This is a genomic window from Streptomyces sp. MBT65, assembly GCF_016612545.1.
Classification (GTDB): Bacteria; Actinomycetota; Actinomycetes; order Streptomycetales; family Streptomycetaceae; genus Streptomyces.
On record NZ_JAENRY010000091.1, the window covers coordinates 46,323 to 59,916 of the forward strand.

Genomic DNA, 13,594 nt, shown 5'->3' on the forward strand with positions numbered 1-13,594 from the left:
CTGCGTCCTAGGAGGGGCTGTCGGTGTCCGGGTCGCCGAGATGCCAGATCTCGGGGAGGTCCGTCCACTGGCCCCCGGTGCCTCGGTCGGGCCACGGTTCCTGGCACGGATCGGTGAGCTTCCACCACCGCCTGGTCACCGGGTCGGCCGCGATCGACGCCATGTCGGCCTCGAAGTCCTCGCCGTCGTACTCGAAGTAGGAGAAGAGGACGTCGTGATGGCGGAAGATGCTGTAGTTGCGCACGTGGGCGCGGTGCAGCGCGGCTTCGACGGCGGGCCAGACAGCGGCGTGCAGGGCGAGGTAGTCCTTGCGCCGTTCGGGTCGGAGCCTGATGGTCTGGGCGACTCGCTTCACTTCCCGGCCTCCCCGCCCAGAGAGCCGGCGCCGGTCCTCACGGGTGCCTCGGCCGAGAACGGCGTGCGGTAGCCGGGTGTCCGCGTACGCAGGGTCAGCCGGAGCGTGAGCCGTATGCACGTGGAGGCGGGCAGTACGACGGTCAGCAGGGAGTCGCCGACGGACGCTTCCGCCTCGGTGACGGCCGGTTCCCCGTGGCCGTAGTCGTACATGTCCCCGACCCACGAGTCGTCCTCGCATGTCGTGTAGCGCACCGAGGTGATCGTGTGTTCGGCGAAGGCACCGGCCTGGACGACGACCGTCCGAGCGCGGTCGGCGGAGAGGTTGACCAACTCGACGACGGTGGCCTCGGGGGCGATCGAGGTCACCAGGGCCGCAACCTCGGGCGGCAGTCCCGCGCGGCGCGCCTCGCCGTCGTGGTAGCGCACCCGCGCCTGCTGCAGACCACCGTTGTAGAGGACCTGCGGACCGCCCCATGTCAGCTGGACGAGCGCCTCGGTGACCACCGGGTTCGACTGCTGCCACACGTGGATGTCCTCCTCGGCCACGTCCAGGTCGCGGTAGCGGTCCATGCGGGCGAGACGGTGGCGGATCTGCGCCTGGGCTGCCGCGAGGATCCGCTCCGGGTAGCCGGGATCGTCGCCCGCGAGGAAGGCGAACCACGCCTCTTCGTGCCCGGACTCCTCCTTGGCCCGGAAGGCCCGCACGTCACGCCAGTCGAGTCCGCCGGCATCGCGCAGTCCCTCCAGGCGGGCCCGGTCGGCCGGAGCGGCGGTGTGATGCCACAGCGCCACCGGCACGGCGGGGGTGACGGGGTTGTGGTCGAACCATCCGGAGTCGTTGTGGCGGAAGGGGATGTGCAGGGTGGGTGTGTGGATGTCCGGACCGAGTTGGGCGAGCCACTTGGCGGGGAGGCTGGAATCGGAATCGGTGAAGGCCATCACCTTGCCGTGACCGATGAGGGTGTCGAGGCTGGTCGTGACCATGGAGAGGTAGTCGTCGTCACCGGTGACCGTGGCCGCCGCGAGTGCCGCCACACAGGCCGCGTGGCCGACGCTGTGCCAGCCGTGCGGCCAGGACCAGCCGTAGTGCCCGCCGTACCAACGGCCTTCGAGGAGGCCGCCGACCGTGCCGTCCGGTCCGACGTTGTCGGGTATCACGCCGCCGTTGGCCTTCGCGCGCTCACGCCATGCGCCGACGTACTCGACGATCCAGTCGCGGTACCGTTCCTCGCCGGACAGGATCCAGGCGTTGAGGACCAGCCCGGCCGCGGCGAGGTTGACCGCGGTGTCGCCGCTGCCCATGCGGTCGCGCATCTCGCTGCCGAGACGTGGGTCGGCGGACAGCGGGGGTTCGGGCGCGTCGGCCGGCTGGATCCAGTCGAGCGGAAAGCCGTACAGCTCGGCTTCCTTGGGGAGCCAGGGGTAGGAGTCGGTCTCGGACAGACCGCGCCGGCCGGGGTCGCTGCCGTTGTGCGGGCGCGTGATGATGCGGTGCTCGGGGTCGTAGTTGCCCTTCGCCGGATCGACGTACAACTCGGCGAACCGCAGGGCGCGTTGCGACCAGCGCTCGGGGGCGGCCATGCACAGGAAGTACAGCAGCAGCAGACTCTCGCCCTGGTGGAACCAGTCGTAGCCGCGCTCGAACTCGTCCTGGAGCATGGCCAGTTCGGTCAGCTGCCGGGTGACGCCCTCCCAGTGCTGCTCGGAGGCGGGCAGCAGGTCGTCCGCGCCGCCGAGCAGATACAGCTGGGGCCAGTTGAAGAACGCCTCGTAGAAGTCGTCGACGCCGTCACGGGTGGAGAGCCGCCCGTTGTAGTTCAGGCGCCCGTCCGGGCCGGTGAACTCCCGCTCGAAACGGCGCCAGGCGTGGTCGAGCAGGTCGAACAGCGCGCGCTGTGCCGGCGCCCAGCCGGGAGGTTCGAGCAAGGGCACACTGGCTCGCACTCCGGCGGAGGACACCGGGCCGTCGGAGGAGGCGGTGTCCTCGCCGGCAGAGCGATCGGCAGGACTGAAGGGCATGGGAACGTCTCCGTTCGGGAGGGGAAAGCGGTGGGGGCTGCCGGGACGACGGTCCGTGGCGCTATTCCTTGGTGGCGCCGGCGAGCATTCCGGTGACCAGGAAGCGCTGCGAGAAGAGGAAGACGACCAGGACCGGAGTGATCGCGACCAAGGTGGCCAGGGCGAGTTGAGGCCGCTCGACGGCGAGGGATCCGACCGTCGGGTTGAAGGAGGGCACGCTGCTGAGCAGGGTGCCGACACCCACCTGCACCGGCATCTGGTCGCTCTCGGGCAGCATCACGTAGGGCAGGAAGTAGTTGGTCCAGTTGGCCACGAAGCTGAAGAAGCCGACGAGCGCGACGACGGGCGACGCGAGGGGAAGGGCGATGTGCCGGAAGACCCCGAACTCGCCGCATCCGTCGATGCGGGCGGCCGCCAGCAGATCCCGGGGCACCGCGGTGGTGAAGTAGATGTAGGTCAGGTACACCCCGAACGGGTAGAACGAGTACGGCAGGATGATCGACCACATCGTCCCGATGAGATGCACCGCGTTGAGCTCCAGGAACAGAGGGACCACCAGCGTCGCGTTCGGCATCAGCATCACGATCAGCGTGGCGACGAGCAGAGCGCGACGTCCGCGGAACTCCGTCATCGCCAGTGCGTAGCCGGCCGGCACGGCGACGCACAGCGTGATGACCAGGGAAACTCCCGCATAGATCGCCGAGTTGCGCAGCCACAGCAGGATCGCGTTGTCCTGGAAGGCGGTCAGCGCCTGCCAGTTGGCCCTGAGCGCGTGCCAGGAGCCGAAGGAGAGCGGGTTGCCGTGCACGAGTTGGTGGTCCGTCTTCGTGGCGGCCAGGACGAGCCAGAGCACGGGCAGGACGAAGAACACCGTGAACGCGGCGAGTACGGCGGCCACCAGCGCCCGGGACGCGTAGCGCCGGGCGGGAGGGCGGCGGGCACGGGTGGGCCTGCGTGGCGCGGGGCTCGCGCTGACTTCTCCGTGACGTGGACGCACACCGGGGTGCGTGGGGGTCTCACTCGGCATCGAAGAATCCCGACCGTGCGACGAAGAGGGCGGCGGCCGACAGACTCACGACCAGGAGCTCGACGGAGACGGCCGCGGCGCCGTTGATGTTGTTCATCTGGAAGGCGAAGTCGTACGACAGCTGGTTGAGCGAGTAGTCGCGTCCCGCAACTCCCACACTGGCCAGGGACAACAGCTGTGGCTCGACGAAGAGTTGGGCGCCGCCGGCGAAGGCGAGGATCACCATGTAGACGATCCATTTGCGCAGCATGGGGATCTGCACCCGCCAGGCGGTCTGCCAGGCTCCCGCCCCGTCGATGCGGGCGGCCTCCATCACGTCCTTGGGGATGTTGTTGAGCGCGCCGTAGATGACGACGATCCAGCCGCCCGCGCCGGTCCAGAACGCGATGATCGTGAACAGCAGGGGCAGGTGGCCGGGGGCGATGACTTCGCCGAACGTGTCGTATCCGAGGGCGCCCAGGAGGGAACTGACGGGGCTGACCGTGGGGTCGAGAATGAACAGCCAGACCAGCACGCTCGCGGCGCCCGCGAGGGCACCGGGAATGTAGAAGAGGAACCTCAGGGCCTTTCCGGCGCCGCCGGAGGCGAGCCGGTGCAGCAGCAACGCGAGGCCGACCACGATCACCACGAGCGAGACGAGCCAGAACAGGAGGTAGAGCCCGACGTGCCCGAGGGCCGGCACGAACCGGAAGTCACGCATGGTGGTGGCGAAGTTGTCGAAGCCGGTGAACGCGCCCTGGGCGTTGCTGAAGGCGAAGTAGACGGCGTAGGCGGTCGGGACGACACCGAACGCGATCAGCAGCACGAGATAGGCGGCGACGAACGCGGCGCCCGCCCGCCCCTGCCGCAGGGCGCCCTGGGGACGCCGACGGACGGAGCCGACGGGGGACTGGATCGCGGTCACTGGGAGACCTTGTATCCGTTGGACTTGGCGTACTTGATGATGGAGTCCTGCCAGGCGGGCAGCAGCGAGACGATGCTCTTGCCCTGCGTCAGCCCGGGCTTGACCGTCGCGGCCCAGATCGCTTCCTGGCTGAACTGGCCCGATCCCCAGCCCGGCCAGACCTGGGTGGAGGCGTCCTTCAGTACGTGGATGTCCCCCGCGAAGTAGCCGGAGGCGTTCTGCTCCTTCAACCAGGTCTCCGCCGCCGGGGCGTAGGCGGGGAAGCCGGGTGCGACCTTGCCCTGGTAGGCGTCGTCCGTGGTGACCCAGGTGATGAAGTCGGTGGCTGCCTTGATGTGTTCGGAGTGCTGGGACAGCAGCCAGGTACCGCCGCCCACGTTGCCGGTCGACGGCGAGGTCTCACCGCTCCACTGAGGTATGGGCGCCGCCGCGATCTGTTTGGCCGGCGTCTTGAAGGTGCCCTTGAACAGCGCGCCGCCGTACCAGGAGGGGCCGGGCATCATCAGCACCTTGCCGGCCTTGTTCTTGCCGAAGTCGGTGCTGAAGACCCCGCTGATGGACATGGACTTCTTCTTGATCAGTACGTCCATGAGCGCGGCCATCTTCGTGCACGCGGCGCTGGTGGTGTTCACGGAGACCGACTTGGCGCCGGTGATGTGGTTGGCACCGCACTTGCCGGCCCACAGGTAGATCTCCGGAGTGAAGGAGTCGCCGGCGTCGCCCACCAGGTATCCGGGGTGCTCGGCGGCCACCTTCTCGCCGAGCTGCTGGTACTCCTCCCAGGTCGTCGGCACCGTGTAGCCGAACTGCTTCATCAGCGGCGCGTTGTACCAGAGCACGGCCTGCGAGAGGTCGTTGCGCAGGCAGTAGACCGTGCCGCCCACCGTGCAGACGTCGTTGGCGCCCTTGGCGAACTTCCCGAGGGTCTGCGCCGGGACGAGCCCCTTGTTCAAGGGGGCCGCGAAGTTGGCGTCGACCGCCCAGGTCACCTCGTTGTTCTGCGAGCTGAAGACGACGTCCGGCCAGCCCTTGCCGGTGCGGTTGAAGAGCTGGACCTTCGTCTGCAGGTAGTTCGAGCCGTTGGCGTCGCCGTCGTAGGTGACGATGTCGAGCTTCACGTCCGGGTGGAGCTTCTGGTAGAGCTTCGCGGCGGCCAGCCGGGTCGAGTCCACCCACACGGTCAGGGCCCCGCTCTTCTGCGGCACCTGGTTGAAGCCGTCCTTGCTGTTCGTGCCCGTGGTGCCGCCACCGCAGGCCGTGGCGGCCGCGACCACGACGGCCACGCACCCCGCGAGGAGAGCCGATCGCCGTTTGGCCGACGCTCTGCTTCGGACAACTGACTGCTTCATCGCGGTCATGAGTGACTCCATTACGTGGCTGGCGTCCAGAGGGAACGGCATGGGTCGTCGCTCCGAAATTAGGCGCCTTATCTGGGCTCCGGTCAAGAAGATGTGCAGTCCCAAAATTGGATTCTCTGGCCACTTAGGTCGTTGATATGTGCCGAATAATTAGGTAGATGGCGAAATATGTGCCAGATGGCACTGGAGGGTTGCCGTGGACTCTGCGAAATAAATACGATTCATTTGGCCGCGTGAGGTGTTCAGTAGAGTGACTGCGAAGGGACGGCTCGCTCAGTGAGACCAGCGACAGGGGTGACGGCTTTGGGTGGAGGGGCGGACGTGGGGCGCGACTACCGTCCGGGCTATGAGCTCGTCGCGGAGCGGATCCAGGAGTTCATCGCCGAGTCGGGCCTGGTCCCCGGCGACCGGCTGCCGACGGAGAACGACCTGGCCGAGCGGCTGGGCACCAGCAGGGCGGTGGTGCGCGAGGCGGTCAAGATCCTTTCCGCCCTCGGGCGGATCCGGGCGCACAAGGGCCGTGGTCTCTTCGTCGCGGACGACGAGGGCATGCTCAGTGCCAGTCGCTGGGGCGGGTTCTTCCGACCCACCGACCTGGACCACATCTTCATGCTGTTCCAGTTCCGCCGGATCCAGGAGATGGCCGCCGCCGGCATCGCGGCGACAAGCGCGACCCCTACCGAACTCCGGGCGATGCAAGTGGCCGTGGAGACGTGCCGTCACGGTTTCGTCCACGGCCAGGTCGAGGTGTTCAACCAGGCCGACGACGACTTCCATGCCGCGGTCGCGGCGGCCTCCCACAACAGCTTCCTGGTCGACGCCGTGCGCGACGCACGCCGGCTGCAGCGGCAGTCCAGTGCCCTCGGTATCCACGACACGCTCAGCGCTCAGTCCGAGGCCGCCGTCGAGGAGCACGCCGCCATCTACGAAGCCGTACGTGACGGGCGGCCGGAAGCCGCGGCGCAGGCCACCGCCGTACACCTCGACAGGACCCTCGAGAACTACCGTCAGGAAATCAAGCGGAGGGTCTTCGGGTGAGGGGAGGACGGGTCAAGTGCCGCGGGTCGGGACGCTGTTGACGGTGCCGCCCCCGGGGAGGCGCAGGGTCGCCTCCGCACCCCCGTCGGGATGGTTGCGGAAGGTCAGACGGGCGCCGAGCAGCCGGGCCTGACCGGAGGCAATGGCCAGGCCCAGGCCCGTTCCCGCGGACTCGGAGCCGGTGCGGAACCGCTGAGGGCCGGAGGCGGTGACGACGGCCAGCAGGTCGGGTGGGAAGCCTGGACCGTGGTCGCGGACCCGGACGACCGGTCCGGCGCCGTCCCCGTCCGTCTCAGCGTCCGTCTCGACGTCCACCTCGACCGTTACCGGCGGCGCGCCGTGCCGCAGGGCGTTGTGGACCAGGTTGGTGAGGATCCGCTCCACGCGCCGCGGATCGGTCTCCGCGACCGCGTCCGCGACGATCCGCAACTCCACGCGGCCGTCCGCTCCGTTGTGCGGTGGGTTGTTCGCGTGACCTGTCTTGGGGCTGTCCACCCGGCCGTCCGCCGGGCCGTGCGGCGGGTCGTTCACGTCGCCCGCTCCCGCGCCGTCCGCCTGCCCCTCCCTCCTCCGGCTCACCACCCGTCCCTCCGCCCCGTCGAGCCCGGCCACCGCGCGCCGGGCCATCGCGCTGACCTGCCGGGGCTCGGTCTCCACCGACACCGCGTGGGCGTCGAGGCGGGCGACCTCAAGGACGTCTTCGACCAGCCCGCGCAACTTGTGCACCCCGCCCGCGACCAGCGCGGACGCAGGGCCGGGCGGCAGCAGGCCGGTCGCGGTCACCATCGCCGCGACCGGAGTGCGCAGTTCGTGAGCGATGTCGGCCGTCACCCGCCGCTCGGCCTCCAGCCGGGCGGCGAGCGCGTCAGCCATGGCGTTCACGGAGGCCGCCAGCCGGGCGATCTCGTCTCCCCCTTGAGGGCCGATACGGGCGTCCAGGTCGCCGTGGGCGATGCGTTCTGCCGTACGGGCGGCGGCGGTGGCCCGGCGGCCCATCCGCACGCCGAGGGCCAGACCGGCCAGGGACACGACCACGGTGGCCGCCGCGCCCGTGGTGACCAGCGTCCGGTCCAGCCCCTCCAGCTCATCGATCTCACCGCCGTAAGGACGCGACAGCGCGAGCACGGTCCGGTCGGAGATACGGGTCGCCGCCCACAGCACCGGATCGGGCCCGTCCTGGAGATAGGTGACGCGGACGCCGCGGCGCACCTCCCTCGACACGGGCGCGGGCAGGTCCGGGGGGTCGAGCCGGGCCTCCGACTTGCGGCTGGCCGCCTGTTCGTAGACGGCGGTCATCAACCGCCGGTCCAGGTCGGAGCGGGCCGAGGCCAGTTGGTCGGTGGCGGTGATGCGCTGGACGAGCAGCCCGACCGCGCTCGCGACGCAGACGGCCGCCGCGGCGACGGCCAGAGCGACCTTCGTGCCGATGTCCAGCCGTATGTTCATGGGAGTCGTACCGATGCGCCGGCCCACTACGGGCGCAGCTTGTAGCCGAAGCCGCGCACCGTCTCGATGCGTTCACGGCCGATCTTGCAGCGCAGCCGCCGTATGTGGACGTCCACCACCCGGGTGTCGCCGGACCAGGCGTAGTCCCACACCCTCTCCAGCAGCAAGTCCCGGGTGAGCACCGTGCCGGGCGCGGCGGTGAACTCCTGCAGCAGCTTCAGCTCCGTGGTGGTGAGGGCGAGCGGCTTCCCCGCCCGGTACACGTCCAGGGTCTGCGGATCGAAGGCCAGATCGCCGAAGGTGAGCGGGGCGCGGCCCGGCCGCTGCCCGGCGGGCGCGGCCCGGCGCAGCAGGGCGCGGATCCGGGCGACCAGCACCATCCCGTCGAACGGCTTGGTGACGTAGTCGTCGGCGCCGGCCTCCAGCCCCATCACCACGTCCACGGGATCGTTGCGGGCCGAGATGAGCAGCACCGGCACTCCCGACTCCTCGCGGATACGGCCGGCCAGGCTCACCCCGTTCAGGCCGGGCAGCATGATGTCCAGGACGGCGACGTCCGGCGCCTGCTCCCGGAACAGGGCGAGCCCGGTCATCCCGTCGGCTGCGGTGCGCACGGCGTAGCCGCTGCTCACCAGGGTGAGACGAGTCGCCTCCCGGATCATCTCGTCGTCCTCGACCAGCAGGACCTCGTGCATGTGTGTCTCCTGAGACGTCGTGCTCCGGCCCCGGAGGACCAGTCGCATGTGTCGGTGACCCGGCGGTCCGTTCACGGGCGCGGGGGCGGAAACGTTGTCATGCCGCCGGCACCCCCAGGTGCAGGTCACCGACGTCCATCGCCCAGTCGGGCGCGGGCGGGGGCGCGGGGCTGAGTACGGCGTTGCTGTAGTAGGCGGCGTACTCGCGCTTGACCAGGCCGCTGAGAACGAGACGCACGGGGTAGTACGGCGGATCGTTCTTGCCGTGGGGACACAGTGACTGGCAGGAGAAGTCGACCACCAGCCCGGTCGCGACCGCCCGGGGCGTGCCCCAGCCGCGCCACTTCAGGCCGTACAGAGTGGTGACGTCGGTCAGATCCATCACGTCGGGGTGCTGCCGCGGGATGGAGCGTGCGTCGTCGAGGTAGACCGGCCCCGTCCAGCGGATCGCGGTCGGCGCCGGGCCCTCGGCCCGCGTGCCACCGGCCACCGTGCCGCATCCGGCCAGGCCCAGGAAGCTCATGGCGAGCAGCAGGCAGCACGCCGGTCCGCCGTATCGCATGCCGCTCTCCTTCCCGCCGGTGCCAGCAGGAGACCACCTTTGCGGCTCCCGATTAACGAGACATGTCCTGACATCGAGAAGTCGGTAAACCGCGGAAGCGCTCCCATACCTCTGTGACAGCCGTACGTCATTTCCGACCGGCGGCTGTGATCCGGCCGCCCGGCCACTGTCATGCGCGGCTGGTCCTCTTTGGCCAGCCGGGGCGCACAGCCCCGGAAAGGGTCCGGAACCAGGATCCGAGACAAGACCAAGGAGCCACCATGTCCTCATCCGAGATGTTGAAGACGTCGCCCGAGAAGCGGCGCGGCCTCGCACGGCGGCGTGCCCGGATGGTCGCCGTTCCCGCCATGCTGCTCAGCCTCACCGTCGGCGGGCTCGGCCTGTCCAGCGCCGCGCACGCCGCCGATTCCCCCCAGTGCCCCCCTGGGTCGGACCCGAGCTGCGGGACGTCCTCCAACAACGGCAAGGCGCCGATTTCGGGCGACGAACAGAACCCCGGAAGGCTGACTCCGGGAAAGATGCAGGCGTACACCCTGAACCTCTGGCGGAACTTCGGCTGGCCGAACTGGCGCGGCATCGGCGACCGTGACGCCTCCTGGGACGTCAACGACTACGTCGACCAGCGCGGCAACCGGCACCAGGAGTGGATCGAGACGGGCGGTCGATACTGGGACAACGGCAACTCTCTCCGGGACTTCATGAACGAGGGCCGTGCGGGCTCGTCGTCGCGGGGCTACCAGGGAACGTTCCAGGAGTACATCGCGCACTATTTCGACCACAACCCCAACGGGGAGGGCGAGCGGACGGGCCAGGACCGGTTCGTGCGTGCGATCAACACCGGTGACGTGTGGTTCACGCGGGACCACTACAACACCTTCACCTACCTCGGTAAGTTCTAGGGCCCGTCTTCAAACTGATCTTGCCCAGAGTAGGAATGACGCGAGACTGACCGCTGCCTCGTAGGAGGTGGCGGTCTTGTCGTATCTGGTGGCGATGCCGCGGAAGCCCTTGAGCTGGTTGAAGCAGCGCTCGACTACGTTGCGGCGGCGATAGATGTGACGGTCGAATGCCGGTGGCCGGCCGCCGCGGCTGCCGCGGTTGTGCCGGTGTCGCTGCTGGTCGGCTTTCTCGGGGATGGTGCAGGCGATACCGCGTTTACGCAGGTAGGCGCGGAATCCTCGGGAGCTGTAGGCCTTGTCGGCGATGACCTGGGCGGGTTTGGAGCGGGGACGTCCACGTCCGGTCCGCGGGACCCGGATCCGTTCCAGGAGGGGACGTGCGCAGATGCTGTCGTGGCGTTGGCCGGGTGTCAGCAGGATCGCGAGCGGGCGGCCCTTGCCGTCGCAGGCGAGATGGATTTTGGTGGTCAGGCCTCCTCGGGATCGGCCGAGGGCGTGATCGTCTGGTTCGTCCGGCCGGTGGGTCCCCCTTTTCGGCCGGTGGCGGCGGCGTGCTGGTGGGCGCGGACGATGGTGGAGTCGATCTGGACGAGCCAGTCGATGTCGCCGGCCGCGTCCGCGTGGGCCTGGATCTGCTGGAGGGCCCGGGTGAACATGCCGTCCAGCGCATAGCGGCGGAAGCGGGTGTAGACCGTCTGCCATGAGCCGTAGCGATCCGGCAGGTCCCGCCAGGAGATCCCGGTCCGGATCTTGTAGACCATCCCGTTGACGACCCGCCGATCCTCCACACGCGGCCGGCCCGTCGCGGCACGCGGTATGAGTGGAGCGAGTAACTCCCACTCCAGATCGGTGAGTTCATGGCGACGTATCACCACACCATGATCCACCATCCGGTGATCTTTGAAGACGGACCCTAGTACGTCACAGGGCCGGCAGGAACCCCGGGACCGGACTTCGGTTCAAGAGGTCGTTGCAGCACTCCGACGCAGGGGAACGCGATGGACTTCGAGATCCGGAAGGATCGGAGGCCGCAGGGCCCAGGAGGCTCCTGAAGGAGCGTGAGCTCTACCTTTCCCTTGTGGATCAAGGGATGAGCAGCACGCAGGCCGGCCGGATCGTGGGGGTGCGTCCCCGGACCGGCCGGGAGTGGCGTCATGGACGGCCCGAAGGCCGGGTGAAGAGACCGCGACCGCGGGCGCAGGACGCGCCGGCGGTCGCGGCCCGGTCTGCGACGACGCCCTATCAGGCACACCATCCCCGAGCCGAAGGACCAGCGAGCCCATCGCAAAAGACGCGGCAGCAAAGGCGGCCGGCCCGCCGGCCTCGACAGCCGGATCCACAAACGCCGCAACGAGGTCGAGCGGACCGTCAACCGGCTCAAGAACTCCCGTGCCGTCACTACGACAACAGGGCCCACGTCTTCCACGGCACCGTGGCAACCGCTGCGATCAGGCTCTGACTCCGCCCATGACCCGCCGGACAGGTCCTGGCCCTCCGGCTTTGCGGTACTCGTGCTCCACGCCCCCCACAGGTCGGCCAGACCATGGCAGTCGGCTCAACTCCCTTGCGGCCCCTGTCGCCCCACGCCGCGACCCACGAGCGGGCAAGCGGACAGCCAAGGGAACCGCCGGACAGAGTCCAGGCCCGGTTCATCAACTCGTCGATCGGCCGGGCGGCCTTCGCGGGAACTGTGGCCGCCGCCTTGACGGCTGACTCGACGAAAAATCGACGGCAACCTTTTCGCCTCGGGCGGCTACTGAGCAGCGGAACACCGGCTCGCTCTTCCGAACGGATGCACATGCAGGGAACCAGACAGGCCGCGCGGCAGCGCAGACGTCGACGCGGACTGATGATGGGCACTACCGCGGTGTTGATCGCCGCAGGACTTCTGGTCTGCCTGGTCGTGGCGATGAAACCCGACCGCAAGGCCGACGAGGGGCAGGCCCGGGCCACGTCCGTCGCCGAATACAAGGGGACCGCTGCGCCGACGTCGCCAGGGCGGAAGCCGTCCACACCGTCCCCGTCCGCCGCCTCACCGAGCGTTTCAACGAGCGCTCCGGCCACGCCGACGGCCTCTGCGAGCGCATCGACGGCGCGGTCGTCGGCTCGGCCGCGGACGGTTCCCGCCACGCCGTCCTTGGCCGGGCGAATCCGGCCCAAGACCACGTATCAAGGAGTCGCCACTGTCTACAAAGCCGGGGTAGGGGACGGCGCCTGCTCGTACGGGCCGAGCGGCGACATGATGATCGCGGCGATGAACACCACCGACTACGAGACGTCCAGAGCCTGCGGGGCATACGTGCTCGTCCGGACGGCGAGCGGCGCCTCCGTCACGGTCCGGATCACCAACGAATGTCCGCTGCCCTGTGCACCTGGTCAACTCGACCTCAGCGAACAGGCCTTCGCGAAACTGGCCCCTGTCTCGACGGGCCGGCTCACGATCACCTGGAGCCTGCTCAGCCCCGACACGTCGGGCACGATCTCGATCCGCTACAAGAACGGATCCAGCCCCTACTGGTGCGGCATCCAGGCGATCGGCCACCGCAACCCGCTTGCCCGGCTCGAGGTCCGCGCCGGCGGTGGCTGGCGCCAACTGGCGCGCACCGACTACAACTACTTCCTGTCCCCCGACGGAAGCGGATGCGGCGGTGCGATCAGGCTCACCGACATCTACGGAGAACGACTGACCGTCAACGGGATCGCGCTGCGGCCTGACGCCGTGCAGCCCACGCGGGTCCAGTTCGCCCGCCACTGACCTTGCCGCCGATCCCGTTGGCCTTCGGTGTGCCAACGGGATCGGGGCCGCAGGCGTGGGCTGGGTCAGAACATGGTGTTGTCGTTCCTGGACGTGGGCGGGATCACCTGGAGGACGTCCCAGTGTTCGACGATCCTGCCGACCGCGTCGAAACGGAAGATGTCGATGCCCGCGTACTCCTCGGCGGGCCAGGTCTGGTGGCAGTGCAGGATCACGTGGTCGCCGTCGGCGAAGGCGCGCTTGACCTCCACCCGCTTGCCCGGGTACTCGGCGGCCATGCGCTCGAAGTAGTCGACGAACGCCTGCTTGCCGTCGCCGACATGTGGATTGTGCTGGATGTAGGTGTCGCCCGCGTACCGGTCGATGGCCTCCGCGGGGCGGCACTGGTTGAACATCAGGTCGTAGAACGCCTGAGCCGTGGCCTTGTTCTTCTCCGGGTCGCTCATGATGCCACCGTCGGGTCGGGTGCCGGGTGCGGCACGGTGAGTGCGTCGAGTAGGCGGTCGGCGCCGACGGGGACGGACAGGGTCCGGG

The 13,594-nt window shown here is 69.0% G+C and carries 13 protein-coding genes and 1 pseudogene; 4 read left to right on the forward strand and 10 right to left on the reverse strand.

The features are described from left to right. Nucleotides 1-7: 7 nt before the first annotated feature. The 5 genes from JHN63_RS21820 to JHN63_RS21840 form a co-directional block, all read right to left on the reverse strand. The gene (locus JHN63_RS21820) at nucleotides 8-355 is read right to left on the reverse strand and encodes an L-rhamnose mutarotase (protein ID WP_200682793.1); all 348 of its coding nucleotides are present in this window, start codon (nucleotides 353-355) and stop codon (nucleotides 8-10) included. Then, nucleotides 352-2,376 (reverse strand): hypothetical protein, encoded by a 2,025-nt coding sequence (locus JHN63_RS21825; protein ID WP_200682794.1) that lies wholly within the window; start codon nucleotides 2,374-2,376, stop codon nucleotides 352-354. Before JHN63_RS21825 ends, JHN63_RS21820 begins: the two co-directional genes overlap by 4 nt. Nucleotides 2,377-2,437: 61 nt before the next feature. Continuing rightward, nucleotides 2,438-3,274 (reverse strand): carbohydrate ABC transporter permease, encoded by an 837-nt coding sequence (locus JHN63_RS21830; RefSeq protein ID WP_200682809.1) that lies wholly within the window; start codon nucleotides 3,272-3,274, stop codon nucleotides 2,438-2,440. A gap of 118 nt (nucleotides 3,275-3,392) precedes the next feature. Further along, a complete protein-coding gene (locus tag JHN63_RS21835; RefSeq protein ID WP_200682795.1) occupies nucleotides 3,393-4,307 on the reverse strand; it encodes a carbohydrate ABC transporter permease in 915 nt (304 codons plus the stop codon). Beyond that, entirely contained in the window at nucleotides 4,304-5,665 is a 1,362-nt protein-coding gene (locus tag JHN63_RS21840; protein WP_200682796.1) for an ABC transporter substrate-binding protein, read from the reverse strand. Before JHN63_RS21840 ends, JHN63_RS21835 begins: the two co-directional genes overlap by 4 nt. 303 nt (nucleotides 5,666-5,968) lie before the next feature. Here JHN63_RS21840 and JHN63_RS21845 point away from each other — a divergent pair, with 303 nt between their 5' ends. Then, on the forward strand, nucleotides 5,969-6,703 hold the full coding sequence (locus tag JHN63_RS21845) for an FCD domain-containing protein (RefSeq protein WP_200682797.1): 735 nt from the start codon (nucleotides 5,969-5,971) through the stop codon (nucleotides 6,701-6,703). A 12-nt stretch (nucleotides 6,704-6,715) separates the two neighbouring features. On the opposite strand, the gene JHN63_RS21850 is transcribed toward JHN63_RS21845, so the two are convergent. From JHN63_RS21850 to JHN63_RS21860, 3 genes are all read right to left on the reverse strand, one after another. Next, nucleotides 6,716-8,149 carry a HAMP domain-containing sensor histidine kinase gene (locus tag JHN63_RS21850; RefSeq protein ID WP_200682798.1) on the reverse strand — a complete coding sequence of 478 codons (1,434 nt, stop codon included), beginning with the start codon at nucleotides 8,147-8,149 and terminating at the stop codon, nucleotides 6,716-6,718. 26 nt (nucleotides 8,150-8,175) lie between these two features. Then, nucleotides 8,176-8,844: a two-component system response regulator CseB gene (gene cseB / locus JHN63_RS21855; protein ID WP_307781949.1), complete on the reverse strand. Its 669-nt coding sequence runs from the start codon at nucleotides 8,842-8,844 to the stop codon at nucleotides 8,176-8,178. A gap of 97 nt (nucleotides 8,845-8,941) precedes the next feature. Next, complete coding sequence (locus tag JHN63_RS21860; protein WP_200682800.1) at nucleotides 8,942-9,406, reverse strand: hypothetical protein; 465 nt, start codon at nucleotides 9,404-9,406, stop codon at nucleotides 8,942-8,944. Between the two features lie 260 nt (nucleotides 9,407-9,666). Between JHN63_RS21860 and JHN63_RS21865 the strand changes: the two genes are divergently transcribed. Beyond that, complete coding sequence (locus JHN63_RS21865) at nucleotides 9,667-10,305, forward strand: hypothetical protein (RefSeq protein WP_200682801.1); 639 nt, start codon at nucleotides 9,667-9,669, stop codon at nucleotides 10,303-10,305. A 9-nt stretch (nucleotides 10,306-10,314) separates the two neighbouring features. Here the strand turns inward: JHN63_RS21865 and JHN63_RS21870 are convergent. Then, a protein-coding gene (locus JHN63_RS21870) for an IS5 family transposase (protein WP_374222936.1) occupies nucleotides 10,315-11,174 on the reverse strand; the annotation gives its coding sequence in 2 pieces (ribosomal slippage) (nucleotides 10,315-10,829 and nucleotides 10,829-11,174; 861 coding nt in all). Nucleotides 11,175-11,513: 339 nt separating this feature from the next. Between JHN63_RS21870 and JHN63_RS21875 the strand changes: the two are divergent. Both JHN63_RS21875 and JHN63_RS21880 read left to right on the forward strand, forming a co-directional pair. After that, a pseudogene (locus tag JHN63_RS21875) lies at nucleotides 11,514-11,764 on the forward strand (IS5/IS1182 family transposase); the annotation flags it as partial. A 450-nt stretch (nucleotides 11,765-12,214) separates the two neighbouring features. Beyond that, entirely contained in the window at nucleotides 12,215-13,060 is an 846-nt protein-coding gene (locus JHN63_RS21880; RefSeq protein ID WP_307781950.1) for an expansin EXLX1 family cellulose-binding protein, read from the forward strand. Nucleotides 13,061-13,125: 65 nt separating this feature from the next. Here the strand turns inward: JHN63_RS21880 and JHN63_RS21885 are convergent, their stop codons facing one another. Further along, a complete protein-coding gene (locus JHN63_RS21885; protein ID WP_200682803.1) occupies nucleotides 13,126-13,506 on the reverse strand; it encodes a nuclear transport factor 2 family protein in 381 nt (126 codons plus the stop codon). Between the last annotated feature and the right edge of the window lie 88 nt (nucleotides 13,507-13,594).